Genomic DNA, 16,360 nt, shown 5'->3' with positions numbered 1-16,360 from the left:
AAAGTCCTATACCCGGAAATTGTTCAGAGAAAAATGAACATTGATATTTTCTATTAATTTCTCTATTAGTGATATTTCCATAAGCTGCTCTAATAATTGCTATTGCATAAATTATTTTTGCATCTGATGGATTATAAACTTTGCAAAGATCTTCAAATACATCTTTTGATAATTTATAAGCAATTTCGGTTCTTCCGAATTGTTTTATGTCACATAAAGCAAAGTTAAGTCTACTTGTTTTAGTTTCTACATATTCAAAGTTTATTATTTCACCGATTTTACCCAGTTCTACTGGAACTGATTTTCCATTTTTTCAAACACTTGTTCTTTTAATAACATCATATTTATTTCCATTTGTCTTTACTCTTGTATTTTTTGGTCTATCCACAGCTAATATCTCTTTTGGTATTGGCATTTTTCTTTCTCCTTATGTAGTGCTTTAGTCACTATAATTGTATTATATTTTTTGAGCTTTTTCTATAGTTTTTAGCTGTTTTTTAATATATTTTTTCTGCAAAAATCCTAGGTTTTATCGATATTTTGACAAAATATGCAAAAAAAATAGCATTTCAGCTATTTTTCATATATTCCTATAGTGGTTTTAACGGAAAGTTCTTAAACAATTTAAAGAGTATGTTTTAGATGAAAAAGATTATATAACTGATGGTTCTTTTAAATATAAAGTTCGTGATATAGCATCTTTTTACAATAAAAAACGACCAAACGGTCATTTCAGAAAACAGATAATAACTTTTAGTGAAAAACGTGCAATAAAAGATAAAAATGATAGAGATATCTTGGTTCAAAATTTTATTAAAAAGATGAATAAAGATAATTTAGTTTCTTATGACAATTTAGCTGGTTCAAAAAAATATAAGTTTTTTAAACCTGTAAATAAAGGTGCTTTTTATGAATTGGATGTAGCAAAAATAAATGAAGATGAAAAATACGATGGATATTATGTTTATGAAACAAATAGAACTGATTTATCTGTAGTTGATATTATAAATTTATATTCAAAACAGTGACAAATTGAATCTAATTTTAAAACGTTAAAAGGTAAATTGTCACTTCGTCCAATGTATCTATCAACATGAAATCATATTGTTGGATATATTTGTTTATGTTTTGTATCTTTAGTGTTTTTAAATTATGTAATTTATCTTTTAAATTCTAGATTAGAATTGCAAGGTAAGGACAAAATTACTGAACATAAAATGATTAACGTTATTAAAGATGTCAAAGAAATTGAGGTATTTGTAAACAAACAAAAACAGAAACAATACAAGTGTTTAATGATGAGTTAAAAGAAAGTTGAGATATTTATCACACTCTTTTAGAAGTTTTAAAAAAATAACAGTCGACTTATAAATTTGGGTTTATAAGTTTAAACTGTTATTTTTATGCTTAAAGTGGGAAACGTAGGTTTCCAGGAAATACTTCAGATTCAAGAACTCTTTTACCTGTTTTAAATGAAGTAAAAAGTAACTATAACTTAGAACGAACTGTAATAGTTGCTGATAAAGGAATAAACTGTCAAGAAAACATAAAATCTATTGTTAAAAATGGCGATGGATACTTATTTTCACAAATTCTAAAAGGTAAAAAAGGTAAAAAATACCAAGAAAAAATGTTTGACGAATCATTGTATAAAACAGTTTCTTCAGACTATAAATACCAAGAATTTATCGAACCAGTTACTTATCTTGATGAAAATAACAAAAAAGTTACAGTTAAACAAAAGGTTTTAATTTGATGAGATGGAAAAAGAGCAAGAAGAGACATTAGAAAAATTAATGAAAAAGTGCTAAAAGCACAAAACGCAATTAAATATGGGGTTGCAAATCTTACACATAGCTACACAAAATATATAGAAACGCAAAATTATTCATCAATAACAGGTGAAATAGCTAATAAAAAACAACTTATAATTGATGTAGAAAAAATAGAAAAAGATTTAAAATTTGCAGGTTATTCTTGTATTGTAACTTTAGAACTTGAATATGATCACAAAAAAATCCGTGATTTATACCACGGATTAGCAAAAATAGAAGATGCTTTTAGAATAACAAAAAATGATCTAGCGACAAGGCCGATATTTGTTAGAACCAAAGAACACATAAATGCTCACATTTTAATATGTTATGTTTCTCTGGTTATACTTAGAATAATTTTTCATAAATTAAATGGAAAACTTAGCGTAGAAAGAATTATTGAAGCACTTAATATGTGCTCTTGTAGCAATATAAGTGGTGGAATTGTTTATGTTTTCAAAAATGATGAAAAACAATGTTTTGAAATAAAACAAGATCAAAATGGAAAGGATTATTCAACTACAAAAATAATTAATGATAGTTCACAAACTGTTGAAGATTTTAAACTTTTATCAAAACTATTTGAAAAAACAAACACGATAAAATCACTAATGACAGATGTTGAATTTGATAAAATTTTGAACTCTATAAGATTTAAATAGCACTTAAAAAGTTGTTGCACTTTTTACTTTAGCACAACAACTGTAAAACTCGGGTTATACTTATTATTGTTAACATCTCATCAAAATTTTCATAATAACAATTGCGAAAAATATTAAAAATAACTTATAATTGATTTTATTGATATAACAAAATTATTTACTTACTATATAGGAGAATACACATGTTAACATTACTAGCTGAAAAACCACCCATATCAGTTTATTATTGAATATTAGGAATCGGAATCTTAATACTTTTATTAGGTATATTTTTATGAGTTAGATATAGAAGTAATTCTAAATGATCTAAAAATGATTCTTTTGAACAAAGAAATAGAACTTCTCAAACAGTATGAGAATTTACTAAGAAAAATTTTCCAGTTTTAGTAGTTGTAATGGGTGTACTTTTTATTGTTACATCAATTTCTCAACTATTATAAATATGTTTTATAGCAATCGAACATAGTAATAAAAAATGTTATTGAAATAGCATTTTTTTTAATATATAATTAAACAAGTGTTAATTCGATACACACGGAAATGTGAAAGGAGGAAAAATCATGCCAACAATTAACCAATTAGTTAAAGTTAACCGTAAAGCAAAAACTTGAAAAACTAAAGCTCCTGCGTTAAACAGAGGAATCAACACTTTAAAGAAAAAAGTAACTAAAATTTCTTCACCACAAAAACGTGGAGTATGTACTCGTGTGGCTACTATGACACCTATAAAACCTAACTCTGCGTTACGTAAATATGCTCGTGTTAGATTAACAAACGGAATGGAAGTTAACGCTTATATTCCAGGTGAAGGTCACAACTTACAAGAACACAGTGTTGTTTTAATTCGTGGAGGTCGTGTTAAAGACTTACCTGGGGTACGTTACCACATCATCCGTGGTACATTAGATACTCAAGGAGTTAACAACCGTAAACAAGGTCGTTCATTATACGGAGTAAAAAGACCTAAAGTTAAAAAATAGTAATAAATAAAACTATTTAAATAACCGTGTGATTAGATAACAAAAACACATTTAAGTAGCATATACATAAATAAAGAAAAGAGAAAGGAGTTAAAAAACATGCGTAAGAATAGAGCTGAAAAAAGAGATGTTTTAGCAGATCCAGTTTACAATTCTCAGTTAGTTACTCGTGCTATTAACAAAATTATGTTAGATGGTAAAAGAGGGATTGCTCAAACAATTATTTATGATGCATTTGACATTATTAAAGAAAAAACTGGTAAAGAAGCTATTGAAGTATTTAATAAAGCAATTGAAAACATTAAACCTCATTTAGAATTAAAAGTTCGTCGTATTGGTGGAGCTAACTACCAAGTTCCTGTTGAAGTTTCAGCAGAAAGACAAATTACTTTAGCTTTACGTTGATTAATTAACTATGCAAGATTAAGAAACGAAAAAGTAATGACTTTAAAATTAGCTAATGAAATTATTGATGCATCTAACAACATGGGTGGATCAGTTAAAAAACGTGAAGATACTCACAAAATGGCAGAAGCAAACAAAGCATTTGCACACTACCGTTGATAATTTAAAGAAAGGAAACACTTATCGTGGCAAGAGAATACAGTTTATTAAATACTCGTAATATTGGTATTATGGCTCACATCGATGCTGGTAAAACTACAACTACTGAACGTATTTTGTTACATACTGGAAAAATTCATAAAATAGGTGAAACTCACGAAGGAGCTTCACAAATGGACTGAATGGCTCAAGAGCAAGAACGTGGTATTACTATTACTTCTGCTGCAACAACAGCTTTCTGAAAAGATACAAGATTTAACATTATCGATACTCCTGGACACGTAGACTTCACTGTTGAAGTTGAACGTTCATTAAGAGTTTTAGATGGAGCTGTTGCTGTTTTAGATGGTCAATCAGGAGTTGAACCACAAACTGAAACTGTTTGAAGACAAGCAACTAACTACCAAGTCCCTCGTATTGTTTTTGTTAACAAAATGGATAAAACTGGTGCTGATTTCATTTACTCAGTAAAAAGTATTGGTGATAGATTAGGTGCAAAAGCTGCTCCAATTCAATTACCAATCGGTGCTGAAGAAAACTTCACAGGTATTATTGATTTAGTTGAAATGAAAGCTTACGAATTTGATGGAAAACCAGAAGAAGTTGCTAAAGAAATCGAAATTCCAGCTGACTTATTAGATCAAGCTCAAGAATTAAGAAATCAATTAATTGAAGTTGCTGTTGAATATGATGAAGAATTAATGATGAAATTCTTAGATGGTGGAGAAATCACTATTCCAGAATTAAAATCAGCAATCCGTAAAGGAGTAATCAATGCTGACTTCTTCCCAGTATTAGCTGGATCAGCATTCAAAAACAAAGGGGTTAAATTATTATTAGACGCTGTTGTTGATTACCTACCATCACCATTAGACATTCCTTCAATTAAAGGAATCTTACCAACAGGTGAAGAAGTTGAAAGACACGCTGATGATCAAGAACCATTCTCAGCATTAGCATTCAAAGTTATGACTGACCCATTTGTAGGTAAATTAACATTCTTCAGAGTTTATTCAGGAATTCTTTCAAAAGGAAGTTATGTTTTAAACTCAACAAAACAACAAAAAGAACGTGTTGGACGTATTTTACAAATGCATGCAAACAACCGTACAGAAATCGATGAAGTTTATGCTGGAGATATTGCTGCTGCAGTTGGATTAAAAAATACAACAACTGGAGATACTTTATGTGATGAAAAAGATGAAATTATCTTAGAATCAATGGTATTCCCAGAACCAGTTATCCAATTAGCATTAGAACCAAAAACTAAAGCTGACCAAGAAAAAATGAGTATTGCTTTAAATAAATTAGCTGAAGAAGATCCAACATTCAGAACTTATACTGATGAAGAAACAGGTCAAACAATTATCGCAGGTATGGGAGAATTACACTTAGATATTATTGTTGACCGTATGAGACGTGAATTTAACGTTGATACAAACGTTGGAGCCCCACAAGTTTCATACCGTGAAACTGTAAAAGTTCCAGGAAAAGCTGAGGGCAGATATGTTAAACAATCAGGAGGACGTGGATCATATGGACATGTTGTGATTGAATTCGAACCAAACCCTGATAAAGGATTTGAATGAGTTGACAAAATTACTGGAGGACGTATTAGTAAAGAATACATCAACGCAGCTCGTGTTGGATTAGAAAATGCTTTACAAAACGGGGTTATTGCAGGATATCCAATGATCGATGTTAAAGCAACTATTATCGATGGATCAATGCATGATGTTGACTCAAACGAAATGGCTTATAAAATCGCTGCTTCAATGGCTTTAAAAGAAGCTGTTAAAAAAATGAATCCTGTTGTTTTAGAACCAATTATGAACGTTGAAGTAACAGTTCCAGATGAATATTATGGAGATGTTATGGGTAACATTTCATCAAAACGTGGATTAATCGAAGGTTCAGAACAAAGAGGAAATGCACAAACTGTTAAATCAAAAGTTCCATTAACAGAAATGTTTGGATACGCTACTGAATTACGTTCATTCACTCAAGGACGTGGAAATTACACTATGATCTTCAGTCACTATGCAGAAGCACCTAAATCAATTGCTGAAGAAATTATTAAAAAATCAGGTAAATAATTACTTTGATTTTACTAATAATAAAGTGTAAAATATAAAATAAATTTAGACTGCCCCTACGGGGGCAGAAATCTGATAGTAGATTCTGTCTATTATCAATTAGTTATTTATTAGAAATAAAGGAGAAATAAAACAAATGGCAAAAGAACAATTTGACCGTAGTTTACCTCACGTTAATATTGGTACAATTGGACACGTTGACCACGGGAAAACTACTTTAACTGCTGCAATTACTAAAGTTTTAGCAGAACAAGGTGGAGCAGAATTCAAAGATTACGCAAACATTGATAACGCACCAGAAGAAAGAGAACGTGGAATTACTATCAACACTTCACACGTTGAGTACAAAACAGCTAACAGACACTACGCACACGTTGACTGTCCAGGACACGCTGACTACGTTAAAAACATGATTACTGGAGCAGCACAAATGGATGGAGCTATCTTAGTTGTGGCTGCTACTGATGGACCAATGCCTCAAACAAGAGAACACATCTTATTATCAAGACAAGTTGGAGTTCCAAAAATGGTTGTTTTCTTAAACAAATGTGACATGGTTGATGATGAAGAAATGATCGACTTAGTTGAAATGGAAATTAGAGATCTATTAACTGAATATGACTTCGATGGAGAAGGAGCACCAGTTATTAGAGGATCAGCTTTAGGAGCATTAAACGGAGATGCTAAATGAGTTGGAGCAATTAATGAATTAATGGCTGCAGTTGATGAATACATCCCAACTCCTCAAAGAGATTCAGATAAAACTTTCTTAATGCCAGTTGAAGACGTATTTACAATTACTGGACGTGGAACTGTTGCTACTGGACGTGTTGAAAGAGGAACAGTTAAAGTTAACGAAGAAGTTGAAATTATCGGATTAAAAGATGAACCAACTAAAACAGTTGTTACTGGATTAGAAATGTTCAGAAAATTATTAGACTTCGCTGAAGCTGGAGATAACGTTGGTGCACTATTACGTGGTGTTGACAGAAACTCAATTGAACGTGGACAAGTTTTAGCTAAACCAGGTACAATTAAACCTCATACAACTTTAAAAGCATCTGTTTATGCATTAACTCAAGAAGAAGGTGGACGTCATAAACCATTCTTCAATAAATACCGTCCTCAATTCTACTTCCGTACAACTGACGTTACTGGAGAAGTTACTTTACCAGAAGGAACAGACATGGTTATGCCAGGTGACAACGTAGAAATGGAAATCACTTTAATTAAACCAGTTGCTATTGAAGAGGGAACAAAATTCTCAATCCGTGAAGGTGGAAGAACTATTGGAGCTGGAACAGTTATTTCAATCGAAAAATAATTGTAAATTTAATAAGAACAAAGACCAATGCATATTCCAGAGACCAATGCATATTGGTCTTTTTGTTATTTATTTAATGTTAAAATTAAATAATGAGTATAACTTATAAAAATTTGGTGTAATTTATGAAATTAAGACTTGTTTTAAAACAGTCTCTTAGAGACTTTAAATCTAAAAAGATTTTATATTCTATTTTTCTTTTATTCTTAATAGTAGCCTTTTCAATTATTACAGGTCTTTTTTCATTTCAATTTAAATTTGAACAATACTTTGACAATATGTTTAAGCATGCTCCAAATATAGCTTTTAATTATCCTAGATTTGCAAGTTCTAATAAAAAAGATGATGATAAATTTGCTGGTTTTATAGATAAAAACGACAATTTATATAAATATGTAGACGATATTTTTAAAAATATTAATAAAAGTGAGCACGAAAAATTAAAAAAAGATAATAAATTAGAACCTTCTATAAAAGAATATATAGATGTAATAGGTAATCATAGAGGTGATTTAAGAAAATACGATGAAATAGAGAATCAAGATGCTAAAGAAATTGGAAAAAAAATATTTCATTATTTTTGTGATGAACAAATCAAAGGATACAAGTCAACAACTAGATCATTTTCAAAAAATTTATTAATGCAATATCTAGAAGAAAGTAAAGATAAATATAAAATTCATAATCAATGACTTAAATGAGATCATTGAGCAACGACACTTGAGGATAGATACGGTTCATCAAGAGTTTTTCTAGAAACTATACCTGAAATTAGAGATTTTTGAGAAAACAAAAAGGATTTCGATGAGAAAGTTAATGAGAATTATAAGTTTAAAAATCAAGTTAAAATAGAGTCTCAAATCAATGTATTAAAATTAACAGATCAGCAAAAACAAAGTATTAAAGAGCAAAGATATTTCTTCGCATCACCAAAATATGTTAAAAACAACAACTTAAAATTAGGAGAATATTACGAATTTAAAACAACTGTTGGTTGAACTAATCCTATGTTGTTAGTTGGAACTTGTTATAGTTTAGATTCAATTTTTGAAAAAGATAGTTCAAAAGAGGCTCACATTTTTTTACCACCCAATTTGAATCATATAAAATATTGAATCAATATGATAGATATCGCATTTGATTCATCTATTGCAAAAGACTATAAAAAATTTAATAAATTATTTTTAAATGATTTTAAATTAAAACAACCTAATGATCTTGAATTTAAAGATCACACTTTAGATAGAACATTTTATGATAATAAACAGTATGTTGTTGATGCAGTTAAAGGTAAAAACATATTGTTTGCCGTTAATTCGGGTATTCCAATTCTAATGATTTTCTTAGTTTGTGTAGTTTTTTACTTTATTGCTGATCAATTAGTTAAATTACAAAGAGAAAATCTATCATTTTTAAGAAGTTTAGGAGTATCAAAACTTAAACTTTCATTACTAACAATTTCATCAGTTATTTTCCCATTAATAATTTCTTTAATAATTGGTATTTCTACTTCATCATTTATTTCACAAATATTTGTTGATGTTGTTAAAAATGATTATCCTTTCATATGATCTAATTCTTTATTTTCAGAAAAAACAGCGTTCTTACTTATCTTTATTTCTATAGTTATGTTTATCATGTTTATTTTAGTTACTGCTACTAAACTATCGGACAAAAACTTATCTATTTATAGTGTTAACAAATCAAAAGCACCAAAATGAGGTTATAAATTATTTAAAAAAACTATTAATTCAGCGCCTTCTAATGTAAAAATTGGATTTGCATTTTCATTTAAAAATATCTATAAGAATATAGTTACATTTGTATTATTATTAATTTCATTTACTACATTATTTTATTCAGTACAATTCAACTCTTCAGTTAAAAATTCTATTGAATCAATTAGACAGGCATACAAACCATATGAATCAGTTAAATTGCAAAATGTATTACCTGTCACATATGATGCTTCTGATTTAACTAATCAAGAAACTAATAATAGAAAATTAAGTTATTCTTCAATTCAAACATTAGATAAAATAAATGAAATTAAATCATTAGAAGAACTAATAAATGCATTACTTAATACAACCTTTTTAGGTGATGATATTAAAAATTACATGATTTCACAAGAATTGATTCATAAAATTGAAAATACAGATCCAGAACAATTTATTAATGATCTTAAAAATGCAATTGATAACTCAAAATTAGATATCAATGATAAGCAAAAAGAATTTATGAAAAAAATGATTGTTGATCACAAGCAACAAATAATTTCAACTGATCAAAAAATTATTGATTTTATAAAAGAATACAGATCTAAATTATCTTTAATAGACAATAAATATGATAACCCAGATATCGCTGTTCCAATTAATTTATTGTTTGGAAAAACTTTATCACTTAAATCAAAAGAAAATAGTATAGCAAGTTACTGATCACACTCTTTAATGTATAGTAGTAATATAAGTAAATATAACGGATTAACAAATGATAGATTCATCAAAACTACAGGAATTGCTGTTAATAGTAATGATCAAATTTCTAAAAACTTTGCTTTAAAAGACATAGAAAAAGAAATTAAAAATAGATTTAAAGACTCAAAAACAATAAGTATTGAAAGATTTAAAGTTGATAAAAAAACTAGAGATATTCCTGTTTTAAATGTTGCTGCAACTAATACTTTTATTAAACAGAGTGGTGCAGGATTAGGTGGAATTTTAAAAGTTACTCTTGATAAAACTTTTGAGTTTGACCAGGTTGCTTCATTTCCGTTTGTTTATATAAAAATAGCTAAAGTTTATGATAAACAAAATATTTATAGTGGATTATATTTTGATAAAAAAGATTTTATTGATATGTTATACAACTTTAATTATCTAACTAGTGATGATCAAAAAAATGTTGACATTCAAGTAAATGATGAAATAAAAAACATAATAAAACCTATTTATGATGGAATAAATAATGATGGTGATTTTTTAAATAATACTAATTTTTCAAAAGATGAATTACCAATAAACAATCAATACTTCACTTTACCTATATATTCCTCACTTTCAGTTTTAAATCAAAATAATCAATGAACTACTGGTTATAATTCAGAATCAAATGGAAAACAAATTACAAATTATTGATTCCCAATAACAGAACGTAGTGATGATATAGATGCAGATATCGAATCTTCATTATTAGTAACTTATTTAAAATCAATGCTTAATAATTCTTTTAACTTTAATAAGTTTGCTGAAATTGTTCAAAAACAACTAAACCCATTAACAGAAGCAATTCAAAAAGTTTTATATTACTTAGTTGTTGTTTCTATTTCTATTTCTATGATCTTAATTATTCTAATTTTATATGAAAATAGAAGAACGATTGTATTATTTAAAGCTATGGGATATAAGTTAAAAGAAATTAATCAATATCTTATTTTTGGATATGTTGTTGCAGCAACTCTTGCAGTCGGTTTTGCTATTCTAATAGTTAACCATATAATTTTAATGCTAGGTTCTCAATTCACTGATACATTTAATTTAACACTTTCATTTTACTGATCTGGTTCATTCATTCTAATTTGTATAATTCCATTTATATTATTTATAGTTATGATGTTGATTTTGGTTAAAGCATTTATAAGCAAACAATCACCTAAAAATATATTTCAAGAAGCATAACTTAAGAAAATTTAAAAATGTTATAATATGATTAATTGAAAAAGGAGAGTTTAATATGATTAAATTTAACGAAAAACATGAAGAATTAACTTTAGTTGCTGTAGCTGATCCAAAGGAATTAAAATATGTTTCTCAAGCAGATTGTTCTACAACACTAATTAGTGAAGAAAAGAAAATCTACATGGTTATTAAAAAAGACGGAAAAGATTTATTTGCAAAACTTAGAAAAGCCTTCAAAAAATTTGTTGCTTCAAATAAATTAAGCGTTAATGTAGATTTAGATTCATTTATTGAAGTTGTAGCTGCTGAATGTGGATGCAAAGCAAAAACTATTTCAGATATTTATGAATCAATTTCATTTGAATCATTCAAAAAAGTTTGCTACAAAAAATGTGAATGTAAAACTGAAGTAGTTTACAACTTAATTACAAAAGAAGAAGTTTTACCATTAATTGAAAAAGAAGAAATTAAAATGGAATTTGTAAACTTTGCAAGAACTTTACAAGACACTCCACCAAACATTGCTACAAGTGAATATTTAGCAGATGAAATCGCTAGAAAAGCTGAAACAATCGATGGATTAAAAGTAACAGTTTTAGGAAGAAAAGAAGCTGAAGATCTAGGTATGGGATTATTCTTAGGAGTTAATGCCGGATCATGTTATGAACCGCGTGCAGTTGTTTTAGAATACATTGGTGACGAATCACAACCAAAAGTAGCATTAGTTGGAAAAGGAATTACATTCGATACTGGTGGATACAACTTAAAACCAACTAACTTTATGGATGGAATGAAATTCGATATGTCAGGTGCAGCTATTATGCTTTCAACAGTTATGGCATTAGCAAAAGCTAAAGCAAAAATTAATATAGTTGGAGTTGGTATGTTTACCGATAATAGAATCGGAAAAACTGCAACTTTACCTGAATCAGTTCTAACTTCAATGAATGGATTAACTGTTGAAATTCGTAATACAGATGCTGAAGGAAGATTAGTATTAGCTGATGGAATTACTTATGCAATTAGAGAAAAACAAGCAACTGAAGTATGAGAAGCATCAACTCTAACTGGAGCGATGACTATTGCTTTAGGATCATGAGCAACAGGTGTGTTTACAAACTTTGATCAAAAATGAAAAACACTAAAAGAAGTTTCTGAAAAAACAGGTGAAAGAATGTGAAGAATGCCTATTTTTGAAGAACATGTTGAAAAAGTTAAAAATGATACAATCATGGCTGATTTAACAAACTCATGTAAAGGTAGAGAAGGTGGAAGTTCCACTGCTGCTGCATTCTTAAATGAATTTGCTGAAAATAAACCATTTGTTCATTTTGATATTGCTGGAACTGCTGATATTGAAGGTCGTGGACAAGGTGTATTAGTAAGAACTCTATTTGAAATGTTTAATAAATAATTAATAAATTACAAAAAAGGATTCTAATTATTATAAGAATCCTTTTACTTTTATAATTTAGTTGTTTTTAAGTTGTATTAATAATTGATTTTTTATATAATTCATATGAGTTAATTTCAAAACGAATTAACTCCTTGGCTTGTATAAGCCCAAAAGACCATAAGGAGGATTATCTAAATGATTAGAAAATATGAAGTAATGTATATTTTAGATCAGGATTTAAAAGATACAAAAGAATTATCAACTAAGTTAGATAACATTTTAACAGAAGGTGGAAAAATGATTAAATCTAACGATTTAGGTTTAATTGACTTTGCTTATGAAATTAATCATAAGAAAAAAGGATTCTACCGTGTAGTTATTGTTGAAGCAACATCAGCAGCAATTAAAGAATTTGAACGTGTTGCTAAAATTGATAAAAATGTTGTTAGAACTTTAGTTTTAAATACTGAAAATAATAAAAATTACGAAGAATCAGTTGAATTATCAAAAACTGATATGACAAAATTCGAAGAAGAACAACGTGAAAAGAAAAACTTCAGAAGAGCTTCATTCAAAAGAGAAGAAGCATCATCAAAAGAAGCTAAATAATAATAATAATAAATAAAACAAAGGAAGTTATTTTATGAATAGAGTTTGTTTAATAGGAAGATTAACAAGAGACTTAGAATTAAGAATTGCTGCTAAAAATGATGCAAAATTTGTATTCTTTACACTTGCAGTTTCTGAATTTGTTTCAAATGGTGAAGAAAGAACTAATTTTATTCCTTGTTCAGCATTTAACAAAACAGCTGAAAATATGGCTAAGTATCTTTCAAAAGGAAGTTTAATTTCTGTTGAAGGAAGAGTTACTACAAGAAGCAATAAAACACCTGATGGAAGAGTTGAAACTATTGTTAACATTACAGCTGACAAAGTGACATTTTTAGAATCATCTAAAGTTAACGCAAGCAGAAGTGCTTCAAACTTTGATAGCCAAATGTTTGATCAACATATTATCTCAAACAATTCTATTCAAACTTCTAATTCATTAGAAAATAATTCACAGAATGATTCTGATGATGAGTTTTCAATTCTATGAGAATAATTAAGTAGAAAGGTGATATGTTATGGCAATTAGAAAGTTCAAAAAAAGAAAAAAAGTTAATTTCTTTCAAAAAAATAACATTAAATACATAGATTACAAAGATGTTAACTTATTAAAAAAATTCATTTCAAACAGTGGACAAATTTTACCAAGAAGAATTACTGGAACGTCTCCTAAAGACCAAAGACAATTAGCAGCTGCTATTAAAAGAGCTCGTCAAATGGCTTTATTACCATACGTTATTGATTAATAAATATTAAAATCTAGTTTGTCTAGATTTTTTTATTAACTACAGATAGTTATAAATAATTAATGCTTAGTTGTATAATAAAAATAATAAATATGAGGTGAAGATATGAAAGTAATTTTTTTACAAGATGTTAAAGGACAAGGAAAAAAAGATGAGATAAAAGAAGTAAGTGATGGATATGCTAGAAACTTCTTACTACCTAGAAAACTAGTTAAATTAGCAACTGATAATAGTGTAAATACATTAAATACAAAACTAAAAGTTAGAGAAGAAGAAAAACAACTTGCTAAAGCTCAAAACCTAGCTTTTAAAAAATCATTAGAAGAAATCACATTACACTTTAAATTACAAACAAATGATGGAAAAGTTTTTGGAAGTATTTCTAATCAAGATATTGTTAATCAATTAAATGATTTATTTAAAATCGAATTAGATAAAAGAAAATTTGTTAACTTTAAAAATATTAACAACATTGGTTTAAGTTATGTAAAAATTAAATTAGAATTTGGAATAGAAGCACTAATTAAAGTTGAAGTTAAGGAAGCTTAATATGAAAAAAGAATTAACAAAAGAACAAATATTAAATACTGAAAATTTTGTTTTATCAGCAGCAATTAGTAATCCAAATACATTAGCTGACATTACAAGTAGATTGCAAGCTGAAGATTTTTTATTTGGTACAAGCAAACTAATTTATCAAACAATTTTAGAATTAAATCTTAAACAAAAAGAAATTTCACCAATTTCTATTATTGATTTTTTAAATGCAAAAAACATGTTAAAAGATGCTGGTGGAGAAGATAACATTTTTAACATTGCTGCTCAATATTGAACAGACGAAGGATTGGAATCTTATATTGATAGAATTCATCGCACAAGTATTGATAGAAAATTAAATAATGTTATTAAAGAATTAGAAGCAAAAAGAGCAAGCGGCGAATTAGAAATTGAAGAGCTATTAAAAATGGCTCAAACAAGATTATTAGATATTGATTTAGAATCAAAACAATTTGAAATAGAATCAATTGGAATAGTTGCTAATAAAGTTATTGATAAAATTAAAGAACTAGAATCAAAACCAAATTCATTAACTGGTGTACCTAGTGGATTTTTAAATTTGGATAATTGTACTAGCGGATGACAATCTTCTGATTTTATTATTTTAGCTGCACGTCCTAGTGTCGGAAAAACTGCATTTTCATTAAACTTAGCTTATAATGCTGCGAGTCAAGGTTATCCTGTTGCTTTCTTTTCACTAGAAATGCCTGCTGAACAACTAACTCAACGTTTATTATCTAGAATTTCATCAATTGACTCTTGAAATTTAAGAAGCGGTAAAGGATTAGATCGCCAAAAATGAGAATATTTATTATTAGCTAAAGATAAACTTAATAAAACTCCAATTTATATTGATCCAACTCCAGGTATTACTATTCAACAAATTAGATCTAAACTATATAAAATGAAAAGAGATTACAATATTAAATTATGTGTTGTAGATTATTTACAATTAATTCCTGGATCTAATTATAAAGATAGACAAAATGAAGTTAGTGAAATTTCAAGACAATTAAAGCAAATTGCAAGAGAAACTCAAATTCCAATAATCTGTTTATCACAATTAAGTCGTCGTGCTGAAACTAGAGAAGATAAGCGTCCTATGATGTCAGATTTACGTGATTCAGGGGCTATTGAACAAGATGCTGATTTAGTAGCATTCTTATATCGTGAAGATTATTATAATAAAGAATTAAGTGAATCAGACAAGCAAAAAACAGAATTAATAATTGCAAAACATAGAAATGGTGCAACAAAAACTGTTGAGTTAAGATTTATTAAAGATTACGGTAAATTTATGGATTGAAACTAAAAGATCACTATTTATAATTGTTAAAATTCATAAAGATTAGGTTAATAAAATGATTTGAATAATACTCGTGGGTTTTTAAATAAAATGAACCTTTAAATTTTTAAGTTATAATAATCTTATCAAAGGAAATTAGAAAATTAAACTAATCCAATAAGCCTAATTTTTCTTTGAGTTCGAATGATATGCGATAACATTCATTCTTAACACCTGAGACAAGTCCTGATAGTTCATCGACTACTTCACTGGGCAATCCACTTGGGTGTTTTTTAATGCTGTTAAGAGTCTTATCTAATACAGTATGAATCCATCTCGTTTTATTTATTGTTCCTAGGGTTTTTAAATCATGTTTTCTTTCTTCATCTAATTGTTTTCTTTTTGCTATATCAGCTATTCCTCAATCATGAGATCCTTTTTCTAATATTTCAGCTTTAAAACGCATAGTTTCTGTTCTAAAGTAGAACTTCTCATCTGCACCTATAACAAATTCAATACTTTCTTTTTTGTTGAACTTATATCTCTTCCCATTTTCATCAAATGCAGCATAATAATTTTTTTGATATTCAACCACTCCATTCATAATTTTTCTTTTAATAGGTATGTCAAAGAAGGATTCAACCGC

General features: G+C 28.0%; 13 protein-coding genes and 3 pseudogenes. 14 read left to right on the top strand and 2 right to left on the bottom strand.

The features are described from left to right. Positions 1–415 (bottom strand): annotated as a pseudogene (locus AB668_RS02160) (transposase); the annotation flags it as partial. A gap of 202 nt (positions 416–617) precedes the next feature. Between AB668_RS02160 and AB668_RS02155 the strand changes: the two are divergent. The 14 genes and pseudogenes from AB668_RS02155 to dnaB all read left to right on the top strand — a co-directional run. Then, a pseudogene (locus tag AB668_RS02155) lies at positions 618–1,357 on the top strand (IS1634 family transposase); the annotation flags it as partial. A 78-nt stretch (positions 1,358–1,435) separates the two neighbouring features. Next, positions 1,436–2,476, top strand: a pseudogene (locus AB668_RS02150) (IS1634 family transposase); the annotation flags it as partial. 182 nt (positions 2,477–2,658) lie between these two features. Further along, on the top strand, positions 2,659–2,916 hold the full coding sequence (locus AB668_RS02145; RefSeq protein ID WP_050517423.1) for a hypothetical protein: 258 nt from the start codon (positions 2,659–2,661) through the stop codon (positions 2,914–2,916). A gap of 120 nt (positions 2,917–3,036) precedes the next feature. After that, on the top strand, positions 3,037–3,456 hold the full coding sequence (gene rpsL / locus AB668_RS02140; RefSeq protein ID WP_050517422.1) for a 30S ribosomal protein S12: 420 nt from the start codon (positions 3,037–3,039) through the stop codon (positions 3,454–3,456). Positions 3,457–3,555: 99 nt separating this feature from the next. After that, a complete protein-coding gene (gene rpsG, locus AB668_RS02135; protein ID WP_050517421.1) occupies positions 3,556–4,023 on the top strand; it encodes a 30S ribosomal protein S7 in 468 nt (155 codons plus the stop codon). Between the two features lie 23 nt (positions 4,024–4,046). Further along, positions 4,047–6,116, top strand: a complete 2,070-nt coding sequence (gene fusA / locus AB668_RS02130) for an elongation factor G (RefSeq protein WP_050517420.1) — start codon at positions 4,047–4,049, stop codon at positions 6,114–6,116. Positions 6,117–6,252: 136 nt separating this feature from the next. Beyond that, a complete protein-coding gene (gene tuf / locus AB668_RS02125) occupies positions 6,253–7,440 on the top strand; it encodes an elongation factor Tu (protein WP_050517419.1) in 1,188 nt (395 codons plus the stop codon). 125 nt (positions 7,441–7,565) lie between these two features. Further along, the gene (locus tag AB668_RS02120; RefSeq protein WP_050517418.1) at positions 7,566–11,120 is read left to right on the top strand and encodes an ABC transporter permease; all 3,555 of its coding nucleotides are present in this window, start codon (positions 7,566–7,568) and stop codon (positions 11,118–11,120) included. Between the two features lie 55 nt (positions 11,121–11,175). Then, positions 11,176–12,534 carry a M17 family metallopeptidase gene (locus tag AB668_RS02115; RefSeq protein ID WP_050517417.1) on the top strand — a complete coding sequence of 453 codons (1,359 nt, stop codon included), beginning with the start codon at positions 11,176–11,178 and terminating at the stop codon, positions 12,532–12,534. Positions 12,535–12,711: 177 nt separating this feature from the next. Beyond that, on the top strand, positions 12,712–13,125 hold the full coding sequence (rpsF, locus tag AB668_RS02110; RefSeq protein ID WP_042733106.1) for a 30S ribosomal protein S6: 414 nt from the start codon (positions 12,712–12,714) through the stop codon (positions 13,123–13,125). Positions 13,126–13,159: 34 nt separating this feature from the next. Continuing rightward, positions 13,160–13,621 carry a single-stranded DNA-binding protein gene (locus tag AB668_RS02105; protein ID WP_050517416.1) on the top strand — a complete coding sequence of 154 codons (462 nt, stop codon included), beginning with the start codon at positions 13,160–13,162 and terminating at the stop codon, positions 13,619–13,621. A 22-nt stretch (positions 13,622–13,643) separates the two neighbouring features. Continuing rightward, positions 13,644–13,871 (top strand): 30S ribosomal protein S18, encoded by a 228-nt coding sequence (gene rpsR, locus AB668_RS02100; protein ID WP_050517415.1) that lies wholly within the window; start codon positions 13,644–13,646, stop codon positions 13,869–13,871. Positions 13,872–13,976: 105 nt separating this feature from the next. Beyond that, on the top strand, positions 13,977–14,420 hold the full coding sequence (rplI, locus tag AB668_RS02095; protein WP_050517414.1) for a 50S ribosomal protein L9: 444 nt from the start codon (positions 13,977–13,979) through the stop codon (positions 14,418–14,420). Between the two features lies 1 nt (position 14,421). Beyond that, positions 14,422–15,741 (top strand): replicative DNA helicase, encoded by a 1,320-nt coding sequence (gene dnaB, locus AB668_RS02090; protein ID WP_050517413.1) that lies wholly within the window; start codon positions 14,422–14,424, stop codon positions 15,739–15,741. A gap of 142 nt (positions 15,742–15,883) precedes the next feature. Here the strand turns inward: dnaB and AB668_RS05705 are convergent. After that, positions 15,884–16,360, bottom strand: a 477-nt coding sequence (locus AB668_RS05705) for a hypothetical protein (RefSeq protein WP_235443316.1), incomplete at its 5' end; no start/stop codon positions are given.

Origin of the sequence: Mycoplasma sp. HU2014 (genome assembly GCF_001199495.1) — a bacterium.
In the GTDB taxonomy this organism is placed as follows: Bacteria; Bacillota_I; Bacilli_A; order Mycoplasmatales; family Mycoplasmataceae; genus Mycoplasma.
This window is presented reverse-complemented; position numbering and strand designations above follow the sequence as displayed.